Origin of the sequence: Paenibacillus amylolyticus (genome assembly GCF_050990605.1) — a bacterium.
Lineage (GTDB): Bacteria > Bacillota > Bacilli > Paenibacillales > Paenibacillaceae > Paenibacillus > Paenibacillus amylolyticus_H.
The window spans coordinates 6,012,603-6,032,109 of sequence record NZ_CP158832.1 but is presented as its reverse complement, the minus strand read 5'-3'; the positions used below and the strand labels follow the sequence as shown (position 1 = coordinate 6,032,109).

18 protein-coding genes are annotated in these 19,507 nt (G+C 49.7%); 17 read left to right on the top strand and 1 reads right to left on the bottom strand.

Going from position 1 to position 19,507, the window contains the following annotated elements; translation table 11 throughout:
* Positions 1 to 915: 915 nt before the first annotated feature.
* From ABTV53_RS26435 to ABTV53_RS26390, 10 genes are all read left to right on the top strand, one after another.
* Positions 916 to 2,052, top strand: coding sequence for a cobalt-precorrin-5B (C(1))-methyltransferase (locus tag ABTV53_RS26435; RefSeq protein WP_433748144.1), 1,137 nt, complete (start codon positions 916 to 918; stop codon positions 2,050 to 2,052).
* Positions 2,015 to 3,298, top strand: coding sequence for a precorrin-6y C5,15-methyltransferase (decarboxylating) subunit CbiE (cbiE, locus tag ABTV53_RS26430; protein WP_433748142.1), 1,284 nt, complete (start codon positions 2,015 to 2,017; stop codon positions 3,296 to 3,298). Before ABTV53_RS26435 ends, cbiE begins: the two co-directional genes overlap by 38 nt.
* A gap of 107 nt (positions 3,299 to 3,405) precedes the next feature.
* Positions 3,406 to 4,125: a precorrin-2 C(20)-methyltransferase gene (gene cobI, locus ABTV53_RS26425; RefSeq protein WP_433748139.1), complete on the top strand. Its 720-nt coding sequence runs from the start codon at positions 3,406 to 3,408 to the stop codon at positions 4,123 to 4,125.
* Positions 4,122 to 4,919, top strand: a complete 798-nt coding sequence (gene cobM / locus ABTV53_RS26420) for a precorrin-4 C(11)-methyltransferase (RefSeq protein ID WP_145324589.1) — start codon at positions 4,122 to 4,124, stop codon at positions 4,917 to 4,919. The genes cobI and cobM overlap by 4 nt, the downstream gene beginning before the upstream one ends.
* Complete coding sequence (locus ABTV53_RS26415) at positions 4,912 to 6,000, top strand: cobalt-precorrin 5A hydrolase (RefSeq protein ID WP_433748136.1); 1,089 nt, start codon at positions 4,912 to 4,914, stop codon at positions 5,998 to 6,000. The genes cobM and ABTV53_RS26415 overlap by 8 nt, the downstream gene beginning before the upstream one ends.
* Positions 6,001 to 6,138: 138 nt before the next feature.
* Entirely contained in the window at positions 6,139 to 7,710 is a 1,572-nt protein-coding gene (locus ABTV53_RS26410; RefSeq protein WP_433748134.1) for a cobyrinate a,c-diamide synthase, read from the top strand.
* A 178-nt stretch (positions 7,711 to 7,888) separates the two neighbouring features.
* A complete protein-coding gene (locus tag ABTV53_RS26405) occupies positions 7,889 to 8,611 on the top strand; it encodes an SDR family oxidoreductase (protein ID WP_433748131.1) in 723 nt (240 codons plus the stop codon).
* A 44-nt stretch (positions 8,612 to 8,655) separates the two neighbouring features.
* A complete protein-coding gene (locus tag ABTV53_RS26400; protein WP_433748128.1) occupies positions 8,656 to 9,294 on the top strand; it encodes a ThuA domain-containing protein in 639 nt (212 codons plus the stop codon).
* Positions 9,295 to 9,366: 72 nt separating this feature from the next.
* On the top strand, positions 9,367 to 9,747 hold the full coding sequence (locus ABTV53_RS26395) for a phasin family protein (RefSeq protein WP_433748125.1): 381 nt from the start codon (positions 9,367 to 9,369) through the stop codon (positions 9,745 to 9,747).
* Entirely contained in the window at positions 9,748 to 11,418 is a 1,671-nt protein-coding gene (locus tag ABTV53_RS26390) for an ABC1 kinase family protein (RefSeq protein WP_433748123.1), read from the top strand.
* 61 nt (positions 11,419 to 11,479) lie between these two features.
* On the opposite strand, the gene ABTV53_RS26385 is transcribed toward ABTV53_RS26390, so the two are convergent.
* Entirely contained in the window at positions 11,480 to 12,106 is a 627-nt protein-coding gene (locus ABTV53_RS26385; RefSeq protein ID WP_433748120.1) for a response regulator transcription factor, read from the bottom strand.
* A gap of 165 nt (positions 12,107 to 12,271) precedes the next feature.
* Here ABTV53_RS26385 and ABTV53_RS26380 point away from each other — a divergent pair, with 165 nt between their 5' ends.
* The 7 genes from ABTV53_RS26380 (at position 12,272) to ABTV53_RS26350 (ending at position 19,492) form a co-directional block, all read left to right on the top strand.
* Entirely contained in the window at positions 12,272 to 12,388 is a 117-nt protein-coding gene (locus ABTV53_RS26380) for a lariocidin family lasso peptide (protein ID WP_433748117.1), read from the top strand.
* A gap of 96 nt (positions 12,389 to 12,484) precedes the next feature.
* The gene (locus ABTV53_RS26375; RefSeq protein ID WP_076214942.1) at positions 12,485 to 12,754 is read left to right on the top strand and encodes a PqqD family peptide modification chaperone; all 270 of its coding nucleotides are present in this window, start codon (positions 12,485 to 12,487) and stop codon (positions 12,752 to 12,754) included.
* On the top strand, positions 12,751 to 13,215 hold the full coding sequence (locus tag ABTV53_RS26370) for a lasso peptide biosynthesis B2 protein (protein ID WP_433748113.1): 465 nt from the start codon (positions 12,751 to 12,753) through the stop codon (positions 13,213 to 13,215). Before ABTV53_RS26375 ends, ABTV53_RS26370 begins: the two co-directional genes overlap by 4 nt.
* Positions 13,212 to 15,218, top strand: coding sequence for an asparagine synthase-related protein (locus ABTV53_RS26365; protein WP_433748110.1), 2,007 nt, complete (start codon positions 13,212 to 13,214; stop codon positions 15,216 to 15,218). Before ABTV53_RS26370 ends, ABTV53_RS26365 begins: the two co-directional genes overlap by 4 nt.
* Positions 15,219 to 15,264: 46 nt before the next feature.
* A complete protein-coding gene (locus ABTV53_RS26360) occupies positions 15,265 to 17,214 on the top strand; it encodes an ABC transporter ATP-binding protein (RefSeq protein WP_433748108.1) in 1,950 nt (649 codons plus the stop codon).
* Positions 17,211 to 19,016 (top strand): ABC transporter ATP-binding protein, encoded by a 1,806-nt coding sequence (locus tag ABTV53_RS26355; protein WP_433748105.1) that lies wholly within the window; start codon positions 17,211 to 17,213, stop codon positions 19,014 to 19,016. Before ABTV53_RS26360 ends, ABTV53_RS26355 begins: the two co-directional genes overlap by 4 nt.
* 14 nt (positions 19,017 to 19,030) lie before the next feature.
* Positions 19,031 to 19,492 carry a GNAT family N-acetyltransferase gene (locus ABTV53_RS26350; protein ID WP_433748103.1) on the top strand — a complete coding sequence of 154 codons (462 nt, stop codon included), beginning with the start codon at positions 19,031 to 19,033 and terminating at the stop codon, positions 19,490 to 19,492.
* The last annotated feature ends 15 nt before the right edge of the window (positions 19,493 to 19,507 follow it).

The window sequence follows — 19,507 nt, the reverse complement described above, 5'->3', positions numbered from 1 at the left end:
TTAACAAACCTCAACGAGTGTTAACGAATCTCACAGGCCTTATTATGCGGATTATCATCCGTTTCATATTTTAACGAACCTGAGTAACGCTATTCCGGTAAAACACGCCAAAAAGTGGCGAAAGCAACGTCTTTCTATTGAAATAACGTCTTTACGATTCGTTACAATTTTCGTTTGTGGAATTTGGCAGCAATAAGCTCCCCTCGATTCGTTAAAAATGTAGATTTCATCAACAAGCATTCATTCTAATCGCATGACTGAAACGGATTGCACAGGTAAGCTCAATTCACCGTCATAAGTTGGTCAAACGACAAGTATCACCCACTTTCAAAAAGAACAGTAGACGCTCAAGCGCAAAACCGCGTAACTACATTCCATGCCAAGTCCTACTGGATGGAATGATCAGTTACCACAAAATAAACCTCAGGGCATTGTTTGACCCAAGAGGTGGCATTACGCACTGTGCCAGGTGGATACAGGAGCAGGTAGGAGCGAGGGGACACCGGAATCATAAGACTGATCCGGCCCCGTAGCGGTCACCCAAAGGTAGAAGACTACACAAGCGCAAAACCCCGTAACTACATTCCATGCCAAGTCCTACTGGCATGGAATGATCAGTTACCCCAAATAAACCTCAGGGCATTGTTTAGCCCAAGAGGTGTCATTATGCCAGGTGGATGCAGACGCAGGTAGCAGCGAAGGGGACGGAATCGATTCTGAAGAAGCGGAGCGGTCGCCTTTGTCTCCGGATTTCTCCCTTTTGGAAAAGGGAATCAAAGAAATCTGGAGACAACAGCGATCATAAGAACGATCCGTACCCGTAGCGGCCACCCAAGCACCAAAGTCCACCCACGTACGCAGCGTAATGCCACCTCATTTAAACTAGCTAATTAAAGGACGGGAGGTTCAAACCCCATGATAGGCGGCAATACACCAGACCCCGACAAACCCATGCGTTCCGGCTTCACCACAGGTGCGTGTGCCACAGCCGTTGCCAAAGGGGCCACGCAGCTCCTGTTAACAGGTATGATTCCGGCGCAGGCCGTGGTTTCATTGCCGGCGGGCTTTGACCACTCGTTCGAACTGATCGAGCAGGAATTGACCGATGGCGTAGCAACCTGTGCCACGATCAAAGACGCCGGGGATGACCCGGACGCCACGCATCGGGCGAAGATCATCGCACATGTGTCGTGGCGGGACGAGCCGGGCATGGAACTGGATGGAGGCATCGGCGTAGGCCGGGTCACGAAGCCCGGACTGCCCGTGCCTGTAGGCGAAGCGGCAATTAATCCCGTTCCGCGCCGCATGATTACCGAAGCTGTCACCCAGGTGCTCGCCGAACACGGCACAGCCAGAGGCGTGCGGGTTGTGATCAGCGTGCCGGACGGCGAAGAGATGGCGAAGAAGACACTGAATTCCCGTCTGGGCATTCTGGGCGGCATCTCTATTTTAGGTACACGCGGCGTGGTCGTTCCGTTCTCCACCTCTGCCTACAGAGCGAGTGTGGTACAAGCGATTTCCGTTGCTCAGGCATCCGGTTGTGAACATATTGTGCTGACCACGGGCGGCAGTAGTGAGAAATACGCCATGAAGATGATGCCCGATCTGCCAGAGGAAGCTTTTATCCAGATGGGTGACTTTGTCGGCTTTGCGATCAAACACGGTAAACGGTTGGGCATGAAACATATCACTCTGGTCGGGATGCCAGGCAAATTTGCCAAAGTGGCTCAAGGCGTTATGATGGTGCACTCCAAGAGTGCGCCGGTGGATTTTGGATTTCTTGCGTCCGTGGCCCGCGAGACCGGAGCCGGAGATGAACTGGCGCAAGCGATCGAGGAAGCCAACACGGCAACTCAGGTGGCGGATATGATGACTGAAGCGGGGTACTTGCCCTATTTTGAAAAGTTATGTACATATGCTTGCCAGCACTGTTTGGAACATGCCGGAGGCGGCGTGACGGTGGAAGTGGTATTGGTCACGATGAAAGGAATGGAACTGGGGAGGGCGAAAATCAGTGAACTCGAAGACAGCAACTGGAGCAAAGAATCGTAAAATCTGCATTATTGGCGTGGGTGAAGAAGGCGCGGCAGGATTGACAACGGATAGCCTGAATCTCATTCAGGAGGCAGATGTACTCGTTGGCGGAGAGCGCCAGCTGGAGTACTTCCCCGCATTTGCAGGTAAACGGTTAGCGATTAAGAGCGGTTTAAGCGATCTTGTTGTGAAAATAAAAGCGTTACAGGCTACACACAACGTTGTTGTGCTTGCCTCGGGTGACCCGCTGTTCTACGGCATCGCCGGGTATTTAGCGCGCCAAATCGGCCCGGATCAATTGGAGATCCGGCCTAATCTCAGTTCGCTGCAGCTGGCATTTGCCCAGCTTGGCGAGAGCTGGCACGATGCCGTGCTCGAAAGCGTGCACGGTCGCCCGCTCAAAGGCCTCGCACAGCGCATCGATGGCAAAGCCAAAATTGCGCTGCTCACGGACGAGCACAACAGCCCCGCTGCGATCGGGGCGTATCTGCAACAGTTCGGCATGACGGAGTATGATGCCTACGTTGCCGAGAATCTGGGCGGGGCAGACGAGTGTGCCCGCCATTACACCCTGGACGAGCTGGCGGCAGCAGAATGCAGCCCGCTGAACGTCGTGATTTTGCTGCGCCGCAAGGATGCACCCGCGCCGCGCAAAGGCTTCGGGTTTGCAGATGAGGAATTCCATCAGCGCAAACCCGAAAAGGGCCTCATCACCAAGCGTGAAGTCCGCGCGTTCAGCTTGTCCGAGCTGAAACTGGGCGAGGACAGCATCGTGTGGGATATCGGCGCAGGTTCAGGCTCGGTGGCGGTGGAGTGCACGCGGCTGGCGCCGCGGGGCCAGGTCTTCGCCATCGAGAAGAACGAAGGTGACCTCGTGAACATCGAGGCCAACCGGATCAAATTCCGGACAGACTTCACCGTCCTTCATGCCAAAGCTCCAGCGGGGCTGGACGAACTACCCGATCCGGATGCGGTGTTCATTGGCGGCAGCGGCGGCGAGCTCGGCCAGCTGATCGCCCTGTGTGCGTCCCGGCTGCGCCCCGAGGGACGCCTCGTTGTGAATGCAGCGACGATAGAGACGCTGCATGACAGCATGAAGGCGATGCGCGAAGCGGGCATGGACGCCTCCGTAACGTTACTACAGACGGCGCGCAGCAAGCCGATCCTGAACATGACCCGTTTTGACGGATTGAATCCGATCTACGTAATTACTGGACAGTATATCGCAGCAAAAGAAGCGGAAACAGCGAACGGCGCAGAGTAGTTTGGCCAGGAACGAAGAAGGGGGAGAGCAGCATTAGCACAACAACAGCAAGCACAACTGGAAACACAGCGTGGGGAAACACTTACGCAGAACCACTGGAAAATAAATTGTACGATCACAAAGCCATCGGTACGTTGTATGGCGTGGGTGTCGGGCCGGGAGACCCGGAGCTGATTACGGTAAAAGCATACCGGATGATTCGCGAATGCCCGGTGGTCGCATATCCCAAGAAACGTAAAGGCGGTAAATCCTACGCCCACGAGATCGTGGAACTGTATGTGAACCCGGAAGAGAAAGAGATGCTCGGCCTGATCTTCCCGATGACCAAGGACCCGGTTGTGCTTGAACGTGAGTGGGGCAAGACCGTTGAAGCATGCTGGGGTGCCCTCAAGGAGGGCAAGGATGTGGCTTTTGTAACCGAGGGTGACCCGAACCTGTATAGCACATTTATTCATTTGGCACGGCTGATGCGAGAACTGCATCCTGAAGTGCCGATTAGTTCGATTCCAGGCATCTCATCCGTGTTGGGTGCAGCGGCAGCGCTGGATATTCATCTGGCAGACGGAGACGAGCAGGTGGGCATTATTCCGGCTACGGCAGATAAAGAAGCGATGCGGCAGGCGATCGAGCACCACGATACGATTGTATTTATCAAAGTGGCGAAGGTGCTTGACCCGATGTTGGAATTGCTGGACGAGATGGGACTCGGCGGCAAAGCTTCGGTCGTTACCAAAGTCACTTCTCCATATGAACTCGTCTGGCGTGATGCCCGTGAACTGAAAGGGCAGGAGCTGGAATATTTAAGCCTGATGGTGGTGAGCAAATGAAGACATTGGAAGCGAAAGTCTATATCGTAGGCGCAGGCCCTGGTGACCCGGAACTGATTACGGTGAAGGGTTCGAACATTTTAAAGAGTGCGGATATGGTCCTGTATACGGATTCCCTCGTGAACGATGAACTGATTGCCACCGCGAAGCCCGAAGCAGAAGTGCTGCAGAGCTCTGGCATGGATCTGGAGCGTCAGGTTGAGCTGATGTGTGAAGCCACTCGTGCGGGTCGCAGTGTAGCTCGTGTGCACACGGGTGATCCAGCGATGTACGGCGCAATTCTGGAACAAATGGTATTGCTGAAACAGCAGGGCGTGGAATATGAGATCATTCCGGGTGTGAGTTCGGTCTTTGCTTCGGCCGCTGCGCTGGGTGCTGAACTTACTGTACCAGAACTGACGCAGACCGTAATTCTGACGCGTGCAGAAGGTCGTACACCTGTACCTGAACGGGAGAAGCTGCGTGATCTCGCATCCCATCACTGTACGGTGGCGCTCTTCCTGAGTGCAACTTTGGCGAAAAAAGTCGTGGTTGAATTCCTCGCCGCAGGCTGGAGCGAAGATACGCCGGTTGCAGTTGTGCAGCGTGCGACATGGCCTGACCAGAAAATTGTACGGACCACGCTTGCCAATCTGGCAGCGGATCTGCGTGCCGCTGGTATTACAATGCATGCGATGATTCTGGCAGGCTGGGCACTTGACCCGGATCTCGTGAACCGGGATGCTCACCGTTCCAAGCTGTATGATAAATCCTTCACCCATGGCTATCGCAAGGGAGTGAAGTCCGGTGAGTAATCCGTTTGCCGCCGTTGCCATTACGAAGCATGGTGTGGAGATGGTGCGTAATCTGGCTGGGCAGTTCCAAGGCACGGACGTATATTATATGAGCAAGTTTGCTCGTGGCGATGAAGAGCAGTTGGGTTATGAGCTGTTCGAAGGTTCAGTGAAGCTGATTTTGCCTGATTTGTTCAAACGATATAATGGCATCATTCTTTTCATCTCCCTGGGGGCAGTTGTGCGGATGATTGCTCCGATTCTGGTGGACAAAAAAGTCGATCCTGCCGTACTGGTCATTGATGACCGCGGCGAAAATGTCATCAGCGTGCTGTCTGGTCATCTAGGCGGTGCCAATGAGTTGACACGCCAGGTCGCGGAAGTACTGGGCGCACGTGCCGTCATCACGACAGCTTCAGACGTGCAGGGCACCATTCCGGTGGACATGTTTGGCCGGGAACTGGGTTGGATCGTGGACAGCTTCGACAAGGCGACACCTGTCAGTGCGGCTGTTGTCAACGAAGAGCCTGTAGCTCTCATTCAGGAGACGGGGGAGCGGAACTGGTGGAGATATAACAAACCCGTGCCGGATCATATCCGTGTCTTCAACAGCCTGGAGGAAACGGAATCCTTCCCGTTCAACGCTGCGCTGGTCGTCAGTGACCGCCTGCTTTCGGCAGAAGAAGAGGAACGTTTTCTCAGCAACGGGGTACTGTATCGTCCGAAAAGCCTCGTGCTTGGCATGGGCTGTAATCGCGGCACATCTATCGAGGAATTGGAGCAGGAAGTCCTTGCTACCTTGGAAGAGTTATCCCTTTCCGTGAAGAGCGTGCGCAACATTGCCACAATTGATCTGAAAAAAGATGAAGAAGGCCTATTGGCCCTCTGCGCCAAATATGGCTGGGAACTGGTGACCTATACCCCTGCGGAACTGAATACAGTGAAGCTTGCGAATCCATCCGAGACGGTATTCAAATATACCGGAGCGTATGGTGTAAGTGAACCTGCGGCGTTGCTCTCCTCCGGTGCCGATCATTGGCTGCTAGAGAAGAAAAAGAGCGGTAATCTGACGATCTCCGTAGCACGCGTTTCATTTGAGTAGAGATATGCATGAAGTGAATCTATTTTACACAGGAACTGCGATGACAGAACAACCTAATGAATAAAGAGTGTGCTTTAATTTTGACCGCATCGCTATATGATGCGGTTTTGTTATCTCGAAGAAAAGGTGGAAATGACAATGACCATTTCAGATCGTAACACCAGACCCCGACTGATCATTGCTGGCACCGGGAGTGGTGCAGGGAAAACGACAGTAACCTTGGGACTGATGAGAGCACTCGCCCAGCGTGGTTTGAGTGTACAGGGGTTCAAATGCGGCCCGGATTATATTGATCCGACATACCATACCGCTGTCACGGGCAGACCATCCCGCAATTTGGATGCATGGATGACATCGCCAGAGTATGTGAGAGATACGTTTGAGAAGGCATCATCCGGACATGATATTTCCATTATCGAGGGCGTTATGGGCCTCTACGACGGCAAAGATCCGCTCAGCAATACAGGTTCAACTGCAGAGATTGCTCTGGTCACGCAAACCCCTGTGATCCTGGTTGTGGATGTACGCAGCATGGCTCGCAGTGCGGCCGCGATTGTCCTGGGTTTTCAACAGCTGGAGCCTGAATTAAATATTGCCGGAGTGATCGTTAATCGTTGCGGAAGTGCAGGTCATCATACCATTGTGAAAAAAGCCATTGAGCAGATGTGCGGCATTCCGGTGGTTGGCTGGCTGAAGCGGGACGAGGACATGTCCATCCCGGAGAGACATCTGGGACTGGTACCTGCCATCGAGCGCGGTGAACTGGAGCCCTTATTCCAACGTGCAGCCGATGTTCTCATGGAAGGCACCGATCTGGATCTTCTGCTGGATCTGGCAGCAAGCGCCCCACCTTTCAAACGACAAGATGTGAGCTTTGCAGAGGCAAATACAGATTCTGTCCATTCGTTTGGCGGACCAGAAGCTACAACAGTTGAAGGTATTGCCCATGCGATAAGTACAGTATATACTTCATCTCCTGCGGATCAGGACTTACAATACGATTCACATTCCAATTCAGTGATCAACGTTAATAATCGACATGTATCATATACGGTACAGCCTGTCATTGCCGTTGCGCGCGATGCGGCATTTAATTTCTATTATCCCGATAATTTGGAATTGCTCGAAGCAGCCGGGGCCAGATTACATTACTTCAGTCCGCTCGCTGGCGAAGGCATTCCTACGGATGTGGATGGCATCTATTTGGGTGGTGGGTTTCCCGAGGAATTTGCAGCAGAGATTGCTGGTAACCAAGGGTTCTTGAAAGGACTTCGACAGGCAGCACAATCCAACATGCCTTTATTTGCCGAGTGTGGTGGTTACATGGTGCTCGGGGAAACGTTGACCGACCGTGAGGGCGCTACTTTCGACATGGCGGGCATTATCCCCGCACAGGTGCAGATGCAGAAGAAGCGCGCTGCGCTTGGCTACCGTGAAGCAAGTAGCGTTCGGGATTCCTTTTTGCTGAAAAAGGGTGAAGTACTTCGGGGTCATGAATTTCATTATTCTACGATGACTTATCGTGACGAAGAGACGATCCCTTATGCGTATGAGACCAAGGGGTTGCGTGGCTTGAAGCAAGAGGGATATGCCGCAGGAAACATCGTGGCCGGGTATACACACGTTCATCTGGGCTCTTACCCGGCTGCCGCACGAAGATGGGTGGAACATTGTTTAGCCTATCGGCAGGAGCGATATATGCAGAGATAATAGCAGCTATTTATAGCTCAAATAGATAGCTCAATTCAATAAGCAAAATGGCTCTAATCTTGCTTTTACCTCATGAGTCTTTGGTCGTGAAGTTGGCGATCCGATTCTGAATTAAAGGTTTTCAGATGAATATGTGGAATGAGTTAAAGACAGAATCATTATGCGAGGGAGGGACATCATGATGAGAACCGTATGTGTAACGGGAGCTGCCCGGGGATTGGGACTCGCTTTGACGGCACAGATGCTGAAGAGAGGTTATCTTGTGTATGCGGCCGGTCTGGACGTGGAAGATTCCGAGGGGATTCGTATGCTTGCAGAAGGATATCCTGACCATCTGCGTGCCATCGAACTGGATATCGCGGACGACCTGTCGGTAGCTCTGTTTACGGAGACATTGAAGCTGGATACGAATCATTTGGATATGCTGATCAATAATGCGGCTATACTAGGGAGTATTACGGATCATATCCGCGGGCCGTTGAATATGGCGGAGATGGCTGAAGTATTTAATGTGAACACCTTAGGTACACTGCGTGTGACTCATTCCGTGTTACCCCTCCTTCTTCAAGGACAGATCAAGCTGATTGTTGATATCTCTTCCGAGGCTGGAAGTATAGAGCAGTGCAGTCGGGATGGGTGGTACGCCTATTGTATGTCCAAAGCTGCTTTGAACATGCAGGCCCGTCTTGTGCACAATGGTCTGAAGGAAGAAGGCGGACAAGTGATGCTTGTGCATCCCGGTTGGGTACAGAGTTATATGCGGGGCGAATTGGATGCTTCTGCGGATCTCACGCCCGAGCAATCTGCACAGCATATCGCAGTACTTATCGACCGCCATGAACAATTTAAAGGAGATCAGCCCGCATATGTGGACTACAAGGGAGAGAAACTCCCCTGGTAGTTGGTTTTTATACAGTGAGGTGAACAAGAAAGGAGATTGATTGAATGGATCAACGTAAAAAAGCATTGCTACTAGGCGATTATACACATCCGGACTGGCACCCGCTTCAGGGTGTGGATGCGGAGATTAGCCGAATTTTCCATGATACGATGACTGTGCAGTGCAGTGAGAATCGGAATATGCTGCTGCAAGAAAATATAACCGGGTTTGATGTATGTATCTCATACATGGACGATTGGAAGGGTAAAGTCTCTCCACAGCAGACAGCAGGTTTGTTGTCCTATGTGAGTAATGGAGGTGGGCTGGTCATTATACATAACGGCATTTCGCTCCAAAATCGTTATGAACTCAAACAGATGATCGGTGCCAAGTTCCTGCATCATCCGGCGTATGCACCGCTTGATTTCACTGTAACGGCGGAAAGCCATCCCGTGACGGAGGGCATTTCGAATTTCACAATGGAAGAAGAACCGTATCAGTTCGAGTTTGGTTCTTTTGCCGAAACGAAGATATTGCTGGAATATCAATCCGAAGAGGGACCAAAGCCTGCGGTTTGGGCTCATCGATATGGTGTTGGGCGTATTGTTTATCTGATGCCGGGTCACCATGTGCCGTCTTTTGCACACGAAACGTACCGGAAGTTACTGCTGCAAGCAGGCAAATGGGCTGCGCGTTACGTCTGATCCGACGGACATTTTTGCATGCGAAGTATAAGGAGTATAATATAGAGATCAACGAAGAGGAGGATGACAAAAATGAGCGATTTGTTCAAAAAGGCGATCTCGTTAGGGCTTGGTCTTACTGTCGTAAGCAAAGAAAAAATTGAGAAAACCGTGGATGATTTGGTCAAGCGCGGGGAACTTGCGCCCGGTGAATCCAAAGCTTTGGTTGAACGTCTGCTGGAACGGGGCGATGAAGAGCAGGGCCAGTTCAAGAGAGTAATTCAGGAACAGGTCAAGCGAGTGCTTCAGGAAGCTGGTGTGGCATCCGAAAGTGATGTAACCAGTCTGGAACAGCGCGTTGCTGTCCTGGAGAAAAAACTTGCCGAACTGGGCCAATCACCACAACTTCAACCTGATGAATCCCCGGCTCCACTTGAAGTTCCTCCTCCTCTCAAAGGAAACGAGATCGAGTAGATGGCCGTGCGAATCAAACATGTCGGCAGATACCGTGAAATTGCCATGGCGCTCGTGCGTCATGGCTTCGGTTATATGGTCGAGGAGCTGGGCTTGTTCCAGTTGCTGGCTCTGCCCAGACGGTGGATGTCGCGTGAAGCACACACCACCAAAACGCTGAGTGAACGCATCAGGCTTGTGCTGCAGGAGCTGGGGCCGGCTTTCGTCAAGCTGGGGCAACTCGCAAGCACAAGGGCAGATCTATTGCCTGAGTCTGTCATTCGTGAGCTGGTGAAGTTGCAGGATCAGGTCCCGCCGTTCTCTTCCGAGACGGCAAGGGGTATTTTGGAACAGGAATTGGATACACCGCTGGAGGAGATCTTTTCCCGGTTCGAGGATACTCCTGTAGCTGCGGCCAGCATTGGTCAGGTGCATCTGGGCAAACTTCGAAGCGGTGAATCGGTAGCCATCAAGATTCAGCGGCCGGGTATATCGCGTATTGTGCAGCGTGACCTGGATATTTTGCGTGAGCTGACTGCCATGGCCGAGAAGCGCTGGGATTGGGTGAAGCAATATCAGATTCCGCAGATGGTCGAAGAGTATGCTCAGGCACTGATGGCTGAGCTGGATTATACGGTCGAAGGCCGAAATACGGAAAAGATTGCACAGCAATACCAACAGGATAACAAGGTGAAAATCCCGACAATTTACTGGGATCATACGTCTTCACGTGTGCTGACTATGGAGTATATCGAAGGGATCAAGCTTAATGATCGTGATGAATTGGTCAGACGTGGCCATGATCTGAACAATATTGCTGAGCGGTTGGTGGACTCATTATTGAATCAGATATTTATTCATGGGTTCTTTCACGCTGACCCACATCCGGGCAATCTGATGGTATTGAAGGATGGACGTCTTGCCTTCATAGACTTCGGCATGGTGGGCAGCCTGAGCGATGAGATGAAACAGCAGCTTGCTTCGCTCATTATTGGGTTAATGCGCAAAGATACGGACAGTATGATCCGGGCCATTGAGAAGCTCGGTATGATGCCGGATGACATGGATCTGCGGGGGCTTCATGTGGATTTGGACAAGTTACGTACCAAATATTACGATATTCCCTTTTCCAAGATTAGTGTGGGACAGGCGTTGAACGACTTGTTCGGCGTAGCCCAGAGACATCGTGTGGTGATGCCGGCTGATATTCTGCTGCTCGGTAAATCGTTACTAACGATGGAAGGTGTAATCGAACATCTCGATCCTTCCCTGAGCATCGTAGATATGGCCGAACCGTTTGGCCGAAAGCTGATCAAGGAACGTTTTAGCGCCGGAAGAATTAAGAATCGACTGTTCCGTAGTGCGGCCGATATGGCGGAGAGTGTCATTGGGTTGCCAGGGCAGTTAAGGCAGTTATCATCCATTATTAGCAAAGGCAAGCTGAGACTGGAGATCAGCGTCCCTGAACTGGATGCACTCATGCGCAGAATGGACCAGATTAGTAATCGGCTGTCCTTCAGTATTGTGTTACTTGCTTTTTGTATCATCATGGTTGGTTTGATTATCGGTTCGTCGATCAGTCATCAGTCCACAATGCTGTGGGATATTCCGGTCATTGAGATTGGTTTCCTGGTGGCGATTCTGATGGTGGCTTTCCTGCTCTATTCGATATTCAAATCAGGAAGATTCTAAAATAACAACAAGACCCGCAAAGAGACCTTTTTAAAGGATCTTTGCGGGTTTTGCTTTGTGCTTATATCAATTTAAGAATCTTGCATTTGTGAACGGCATATGTTCTGGAGCTGACCCTCAGTTTTTTATAAACACGTCCCAAGTGATATTCGACATTTCGAGTAGACATGAAAAGAGACTCCGCGATTTGTTTATTGGTTTCGCCTTTAGCCACCTGTTGTAGCAATTTTATTTCGAACTCTGTCAGCACAGTTTCAGGAGCATTAAAGGAAGCTGTCGGAGTGAAAACCGCTTTAAGGAAATCCAGGGAAAAGACCACCGCTTCTTCCATGCACATGGAAATGCTTGTGAGCACCTGCTGAGCTGAAAAAGACTTGTCGATAAATCCGCGAATGCCTGCCTGTACCGACATTTGAAACAGCTGAATCATATCCTCCTGGGAATAGAAGAGCATGATTCTTGCATCAGGAATGATCTCCAGTGTTTTGGTTGCCAGTTCAATTCCGTTAAGGTCCGGCATAGACAAGTCATACAGGTAAAGGTCTATCGCATTGGCCTGTTCTTTTATGAAGTCTAGCGTTTCAAGGGCTGAATGAAGTACGGTTACCTTCATGTTGTTTTGTTCCAAAATGAGCTTCATTCCACAGGTAAATGCTTTATGATCGTCTACCAGAATTACGTTCAGCATGATATGCACCTCGTATGTATTATTTTCTTTCGGACCACAAAATAACCGTAACAAGCGGATTTGTGGAATCTTGGCGGGTTTTGGGGATTGATTGCGGTTAAAACCCATTATTTCTATGATATATTAAAAATGTAATATATTTCAAGTTGAGAGGTGGTGAAATATATGCGTAAAGTTCAAGTGGCTCCTTTGAAGAGTTATGGTGCATTCCTGACAGTAACTCTCTCCAAGAAAAGTAAGCCGGGAGATGGTAAAAACGGCCGTGGAGTAAAACGTGGTTAATTTCAAAGGCATTATATGTTCACCAGAGAGGGCCTTTCGGCTCTCTCTAGTCATTTCCATATACTATATATTACCTTGCAGAGAGGGGTAGCAGGCATGAAAATTGCCCGAAGCGAGGAAACCGCCACGACGTCATTAAGCGAGGAATGTATCGTGCTGGATATCAATAACGGCGAATATTTTGGACTTGAAGGCGCGTTGATGGAGCTGTGGCTGGAACTGGAGACTGGGACAAGGGAATTCGACCAAATTCTGAGTAAATGGAAAAGTGAATTTGATCAATCCGAGGCTGAATTAACCGATATTCTGCAAAACGCAATTCAGGAACTTTGGGCTAAAAATCTGGTCAAGGTCGATGCCTCATGAGCAAGTCGATCCCTGTCCATAACAAGGTTTATTTCACCACGGTCCATGCTTTTGTCCGCCTGTTACTGCTGGAGAAGGATTTTGTAGATGCTTATGAAAAAATTGCAATACATATGTATCCGCTTCATGTAAGCGCAGGACGAAGGGAAGCGAATCGGATCGAGACGGCCGAATTGTGCAGACTTGGTCAGATGATGTATGAAATGGATGAAAATGATCATCTCATCACCTCGTGTGTTTCCATAGCTATGACAGTTCAGGCCATTTTGTTTAGTGCTGGCTATGAGAGTGACTTGTTGATCGGTGTGAAAAAGATAGATGAAAAATTGTTTTCACATGCATGGGTGCGTTTGGAAGACGGTCGGACTATTGACCCCAATCATAAAGGAAATGATTTGAAGGTGTTGAAAACATATAATATGAGCGAATATGCCGAGAGGTGGGTGCTATCTCTGGGATGAAGATATGGATTGCTATGCAGGGCCAAAATCAAAATATTTGGTTAGAATGGATGGATTCAATTAAAAGGTGGGCAAGGGTTACCGGTGTGGATGTATATACGGACGACACGTTCCATTTAGCAACGCTCTCCTATGGTTACGGACCGCAGGTTTCCAGTTCCTTCACGGATGTCCATCTTGATTTTCCCATCATTCTGGATGGCTGGGCAAGCGGCGAACTGCAAGCTCATGCCGACGATTTCCCGTCCCTTTCATCTTATCAGCAGGAGCAGGCTTACCGCCTGCTGCAAGAGAAACCTGAATATCACTTATGCAAGTCCCAAGGGGAATTTACACTGGTGTACTGGAACCAGAAACGAAGCAGCTTAATTGTTGCTACCGACAGCTATGCAACCCGACCTGTTTATTATTGGATTAGCCCAAGAAATGAATGGTTTGTTGCCAACGATCTACGTGTGCTTTTGCTGCTTCAGGATATTCCTTTTGAGGTTGATAAAGACGTGTGCCGAATGTATCCAACTTCAGGCTTTGCGGTGGGGGAGAACGGACTGGAGGAGCGCACTTTTTTTAAAGGCATTCGCAAGCTGCCCACGGCCTCCATTGCCTGGTGGAACAATCATCAGGTGAAAGTGCAAAGCTACTGGGGAATGCGGGAACTGACAAGCAGGCCACAGCTCACGGAGGATGCTGCCCCTCAATTTCGTCAATTGCTGAAGCAGGTGACCCTGGAACGTTTTAATGGTAGCAAACGAATTGTTGAACTGAGCGGAGGACTCGACTCGGCTGCGGTTGTAGCAGCCGCCATTGCCAGCGGGAACCGAGAGCAGGTTCTGGCTGTCAACATATCTTTTGCCGAGCCGGATATGATGCCAAGCCATGATAAGGATCTCGTCAAAAAAATGATGAAGGATCTGCGCATTCCCGGCCTGATCATTCATGCGGACGCCACGGCGAGAATACCAAATGCCGAAATTGGCAGGGACCCGCTATGGTTCGTGGATGGTCCAGATCCCCGAGCCAATTCGCTTGTGAACGAAACATTTACGGTGCTTGCTCGGCAATTTCGAACTGCTGCCGTTTTGACGGGTGAAGGCGGAGACTTCATATATAGCGGTGAGGCTGCTGTCATTGATTCCTATTTTCGGCAAAAGCGCTATCGGGAAGGCATTCGTCAGCTCCGAAAATGGACTGGCAATCGAGCGGGCCCCATGCTGAAAAGGGGCTTCCAATATGGTTTGGCGCCATTCATTCCTTATATTGGAGAAAAATTGTACTATAAGCTGTTATGGTCGGATACGGAGTACGACTTGCCAGAATTTTTTACAAACGAACATCTCTTGAGAGAACGGCAGATGAATGCGGGGGAGGTTCATCGATACCGAAAAAGCAGGCCACTAAATTACTGGGGAAAGCGTTATCATTATGACTTTCTGTGGCCACGTGCAAGATACATGGACTCTGTAAGTGTTACCTTGCCTGCATATCATCCGTTTCTGGACCGTCGCATGATCGAATTCTCATTCTCGGTTCCGCCGGAGCAGCATTATGATCTCTTGAAGGGGGAGCAAGACAGCTATGCTGGTTCCAAGCTGCTGCTTCGAAAAGCATTCACAGATATCTTGCCTTCGTATGTCTATAACAGGTCGTCCAAAACAACCTATGCCCATATGGCCAGAAAAAGCTTTTTGAACGATCGCAAGCATATTTTGCAATTGTTCGCGAGCGGACAGCGTGTGCTTGTTACGGAACTTGGGATTATTGACCAGAAAACGTGGTGGAAACACTTGGTCGCCATGGCAATCCGTTCGGAGGACCCGAATAATGATCTGGGCATGGGTTACCAATATATGCGCTCTGTTATCGACTTGGAGATTTGGCTACAGGAGATGAGCCGGGGCAAAGAACATGTGCTCAACCGCTCCAGGCCGGCTCCGGCAAGGCTGCTCGGAGATATCGAGGAGGTTAATCTGAATGAGAAGAAACCTATGTATTTTCATGCCTGATTCAGGGCCATTTCAATCATAAAGGTGCAGACGAATGGAGAAACACATGGCTGATCATGAAGGACGGTGCAGCAGAGCAGAACGAACATGGCAAACAACCCATTTACTCGTGCGAATGTTATGGAAATCCGGTCCGGTGTTAACCGTGCTTATCGTATTGTTCATATTCATTGAGGGGGCTGTTCCAGCACTTCAGCTCTATGCTTCTAAACAAATTATCGATGGAATTGCGCCAAACGGTTCAGAATCATACGCGGCGCAGTGGGCTATTGTCTATGCTTGTAGCCTGGTTTTGCTCAGCCTCGTGAACGCCGCGCAAACCTGGCTTAAAATGCTGCTATCGGAGCGATCTATCATTACTGTGAATAGCGTTTTGCTGGATGCTTTTGAACGTATTCCCGGCATGCGCTTTTTTGAAGAGGAGGAACACCGAAACCGGCTGGAAGCGTTGCGGGATCGTTCCAATTGGCTGCCAGCACAGCTCCTGAATTTCAGCGCGAATTTGTGCACATCTATTTTTTCGACGATTGGTATTATTATGCTGATTGCAGCGCTCTCTCCGATGCTGTCCATTATTCTGGTGCTGTCAACAGCTCCTTTTGCGTTTATGCAGAACCGTTACAACGAGATGGAATGGCAGTATGCCAAAGAATATGCAGTTACAAGAAGAAGATTGGATTATACTCGAAGCCTAATGATTAGTCGGCGTGCCGCCAAGGAAATTCGCCTGTTTGGTTTGGGCAGGCATTTCCATAACATCTATCAACACACGTTTGCTCGGCTGTATGAACAGTTTCGAATGATCCAGGCCAAAAGCGCAAAAGGAACGGTTTTCACCGGTCTTTTTTCGGGTATGGTGGCAGGAGGAGCATACTTTTGGGTAGTAAGTCAATCTGGATCGGGCTCGATTTCGCTGGGGGATATTGCTCTGTATTTAGGGGCTGTGTTTCAATTGTCTGTTTCATTAAGAGAGATTGCCAAGGAAGGGGCAGACACGATTGATATCTGGAGAATGGGAAATGATTTCGTCTTATTTATGAATGCAGAGGAAGATATCCGGATGCCTTCACATCCCGTTCCAGTGAATGCTGGCCCCCTATCTATAGAATTCAAGGGAGTAAGCTTCAAGTATCCTTATCAGGAACAGGAGAGTGCTGCTTCCGAGGAAACAGCTGATGATTTCGACCTGGAACTGGACAATGAGGAGATTGATGACGAATACGAGGACGAAGTCCACGATTATGATGAGGATGTTAATGAGAGTGAAGATAAACGTTCCCCCTGGGTCCTTGACCATATCAGTTTCAGCATATCTCCCGGGGAGCGCATCGCGATTGTTGGCGCCAATGGGTCGGGTAAAACAACACTTGTCAAGCTGTTGTGCCGCTTCTATGAGTTCTGCAAAGGCGAGATTAAAATCAACGGTGTGGATATTCGCTCGTTTGATGTCAGGGAGCTGAGAGAGCATATCTCGGTTGTTTTTCAGGAATTCGGAAAATACGAGTTATCCCTGCGCGAGAACATTATGATAGGCAGCATGAACGCAAAACTGAGCGACAGGGAGATAAATCAGGTACTTCAAGATTCAAGGCTGGACCAGATCGTTTCGGCGCTGCCTCATGGAACCGAAACCCTCTTGGGCCCCGAATGGGGAGGTACTGATTTCTCGGGTGGACAATGGCAACGCGTGGCGTTAGCCAGAGCGATGGTTCGTCAAGCAGGTCTGGTCATTCTGGATGAACCGGCTGCTTCTCTTGACATTCGGGCTGAATATGAGATTTTCAATCAGTTCCAAAAAATGACTAAAGGTAAAACGGTGATCATGATCTCTCATCGGTTCAGCACGGTTAAACTAGCAGATCGAATACTTGTCCTGAAAAATGGTTGTATTGTGGAAGAAGGTAGCCATGAGGCCTTAATGTGCAAAAATGGGGAGTATGCCACCATGTTCCGTTTGCAGGGAAAATCTTTTCAAGAGGAGGAGCATATCCAGTGATAGCATTGCGACGAATCACAGCCAGGCGACGACAGATGGCTTCCTCCGTTTTGTTTGGACTGTCCTTGTTATGGACATGCTCGCCAGTAAAAGTGTGTACCGTTTTTGCCATTAAAGTGCTTGAGGCATTACTTGGTCCGCTGCTTGTGTGGCTGAGTGCCCAGATCATTGACAGATTGGCTGAACAGCCGTTTGTTCTTGCATCATGGGATGCGCTGGCTTGGATGGTGCTGTTGTATATTGGGCTAACATTAGCTGTGGATGCCCTCCAACCCGTATCAGAGATGCACAAACGCCTGTTGACTGCAAAACTTCAAGCACATATTGATGAGTTGTTGATCAGCAAAGCAATGTCGATTCCGGATATTGCTCCTTTTGAAAAGGCAGGCTTCCATACAAAAACTCGGGTTATTCAATATAACGAATACTTCGTTACAATGTGGTTAACGATTATTTCTCAGACCATCGGAGGACTGGTCGTGATTGCAGCCGGGAGTATAATGATTGGAACGATCGCTCCCTGGGCCCCGATTGTCTTGCTGGCGTTGGTCGTTCCCAAGCTGTATTGGGAAGCAAAGCTCAACAACGCAACCTTTGAAGGACGCGAGGAAGTCCAGGAATTAAGGCGGCGTGCTGAGTATTACGCTGGTACGCCGCTCAGGCCTGAAACAGCCGGAGAGCTTAAGGTATTTGGTCTTGTTCCTTTTTTTAAGGAGAGATATCTGAACACGTCACGAGAGCTTCTGCTTACACTTTCAGCCGACCAACGGAAACTGGCTCTCCATCAATTATTGTGGTCTGTACTCCAGTCGCTGGCCGCTGGTCTCATCATTATATATCTAGTTGGACATGCGCTTTCCGGCCACTTCACAGCAGGGGACATCTTTTTATTTATTGGCGCCACTATTCAGTTGAATGAGGGAATGAATGAATTGTTTGCAGCTTTTGCGATCGGTCCTAGAGAAGCCAGACATCTGGAGAAGATTCGTTCTTTTCTCTATAGCGAGAATGAAATGAAGTCAGGCCCATGCCCTCCGGCGGTGTCCGTCAAAGAGGGCTTCCGGCTGGAAGGGGTCCGTTTCCGGTATGATGAAACCAAGGTTGTGCTGGATATCCCAGAGCTTATCATCCCTGCTGGAAAAGTGACCGTGTTGGTCGGTGAAAACGGGTCAGGCAAAAGCACGCTTGTCAAACTGCTCCTGCGCTTCTTTGATCCTAATGAAGGAGTGGTGTGTTACAACGGTATTCCGCTGGGCGAGTATGATATTGCTGCCTATCGGACACAGGCTACAGCCGTATTCCAGGATTTTGTGCGCTATGAAATGAATCTTCGGGACAATATTGGACTAGGTAATCTTGCGGCTGTTAACGAGCAAAGGATAATCGAAAGAGCTGCCAAGCTGGGCGGAGCAGACGAATTTATCCACAAGCTGGGGCAAAAATATGATACACAGCTAGGCAGGCTATTCGGAGGCAGAAGCCTTTCAGGAGGAGAATGGCAGCGGATTGCATTATCCCGTGCCTTTATGAGAGAGGATGTTGCCGGATTGCTGATCATGGACGAACCTTCTTCTGCGCTTGATGTGTTCATGGAGGAAGACGTGTTCCAACGAATGCGGGATTTAATGAAAAACAAGACGGTGGTCATCGTCTCGCATCGGTTGAGCACTGCACGACACGCAGATTATGTAGTCTATATGGAACAGGGCAGAATCATGGAGACGGGAACTCATAATCAATTGCTGGTGAATGGGGCAGGGTATGCCGAACTGTACAATATGCAGGCTCAAAAATACAGATAAAGAGGTGAGATGAAATGAGCGTGATTGACAATTTACGACCGTTTACGGTAAGAGATCTGGCGATGCTGGAGGAGTGGTTTAAGGATGCAGAGGTTCATCGGCGCTTGGAGGGAATGCTTCCTTTAGACGAGTGGCATCAGCACGTGGAGCAGCATCCTGGTTATGACGTGTGGGTAGCGTTCTCGGAGGGTAAAGCCGTAGGTGTAATTATGATTGAGCAGGAGGAGCAGAATACGGGAAGCATTGCCATTGTTGTCGATCCGTCGGTTCGAGGCAGGGGCTACGGCAGAGCAGTGGTTGGAAAAGCTATGCAGCTTCCCAAACTGGAAACGATCCATAAATGGTACGCCGGAATTGAAGCCGACAACACTGCTTGTTTGAAGTGTTTTCAGTCTATTGGTTTTGTACTGGAGAACGAAGCTCCCGATGAAGATGGATATTTTTCTTTATGGCATATCGCTAATATTAAAGTGTAGAGCGGAAACAAGGAG

What these genes read in the sequence shown, in the direction of transcription:
- ABTV53_RS26385 (WP_433748120.1), bottom strand. Translation starts at nt 12,106, where the DNA reads ATGCTGAACGTAATTCTGGTAGACGATCATAAAGCATTTACCTGTGGA.
- cobM (WP_145324589.1), top strand. Translation starts at nt 4,122, where the DNA reads ATGAAGACATTGGAAGCGAAAGTCTATATCGTAGGCGCAGGCCCTGGT.
- ABTV53_RS26395 (WP_433748125.1), top strand. Translation starts at nt 9,367, where the DNA reads ATGAGCGATTTGTTCAAAAAGGCGATCTCGTTAGGGCTTGGTCTTACT.
- ABTV53_RS26390 (WP_433748123.1), top strand. Translation starts at nt 9,748, where the DNA reads ATGGCCGTGCGAATCAAACATGTCGGCAGATACCGTGAAATTGCCATG.
- ABTV53_RS26405 (WP_433748131.1), top strand. Translation starts at nt 7,889, where the DNA reads ATGATGAGAACCGTATGTGTAACGGGAGCTGCCCGGGGATTGGGACTC.
- ABTV53_RS26375 (WP_076214942.1), top strand. Translation starts at nt 12,485, where the DNA reads ATGAAAATTGCCCGAAGCGAGGAAACCGCCACGACGTCATTAAGCGAG.
- ABTV53_RS26380 (WP_433748117.1), top strand. Translation starts at nt 12,272, where the DNA reads ATGCGTAAAGTTCAAGTGGCTCCTTTGAAGAGTTATGGTGCATTCCTG.
- ABTV53_RS26350 (WP_433748103.1), top strand. Translation starts at nt 19,031, where the DNA reads ATGAGCGTGATTGACAATTTACGACCGTTTACGGTAAGAGATCTGGCG.
- ABTV53_RS26410 (WP_433748134.1), top strand. Translation starts at nt 6,139, where the DNA reads ATGACCATTTCAGATCGTAACACCAGACCCCGACTGATCATTGCTGGC.
- ABTV53_RS26435 (WP_433748144.1), top strand. Translation starts at nt 916, where the DNA reads ATGATAGGCGGCAATACACCAGACCCCGACAAACCCATGCGTTCCGGC.
- ABTV53_RS26365 (WP_433748110.1), top strand. Translation starts at nt 13,212, where the DNA reads ATGAAGATATGGATTGCTATGCAGGGCCAAAATCAAAATATTTGGTTA.
- ABTV53_RS26370 (WP_433748113.1), top strand. Translation starts at nt 12,751, where the DNA reads ATGAGCAAGTCGATCCCTGTCCATAACAAGGTTTATTTCACCACGGTC.
- ABTV53_RS26360 (WP_433748108.1), top strand. Translation starts at nt 15,265, where the DNA reads ATGGCTGATCATGAAGGACGGTGCAGCAGAGCAGAACGAACATGGCAA.
- ABTV53_RS26400 (WP_433748128.1), top strand. Translation starts at nt 8,656, where the DNA reads ATGGATCAACGTAAAAAAGCATTGCTACTAGGCGATTATACACATCCG.